Below are 268 nucleotides of genomic sequence, written 5' to 3' on the forward strand. Positions count from 1 at the left end.
AAAGCCAAAGGCAAGGAGTCGGAACAGTTATTTGGACAGGCAGTTGAACATTTCCAACATCAATTGAGTCTTGCCGAGCAGCTGGCAGACAAGCAAAACAGCCTTCAACAACAAACCTATGCCCAATTTTCGTTAGGCCACTGCTCTTTTGAGCAGGCGATGAAAGCCAAAGGCAAGGAGTCGGAACAGTTATTTGGACAGGCAGTTGAACATTTCCAACATCAATTGAGTCTTGCCGAGCAGCTGGCAGACAAGCAAAACAGCCTTC

Annotated in this window: 1 pseudogene; it reads left to right on the plus strand. The window is 47.0% G+C overall.

Annotated elements, in window-relative coordinates:
* A pseudogene (locus tag BBW69_RS02585) lies at positions 1-268 on the plus strand (sel1 repeat family protein); the annotation flags it as partial.

The sequence above is a fragment of the Neisseria sp. RH3002v2f genome (genome assembly GCF_014596375.1).
Classification (GTDB): Bacteria; Pseudomonadota; Gammaproteobacteria; order Burkholderiales; family Neisseriaceae; genus Neisseria; species Neisseria cinerea.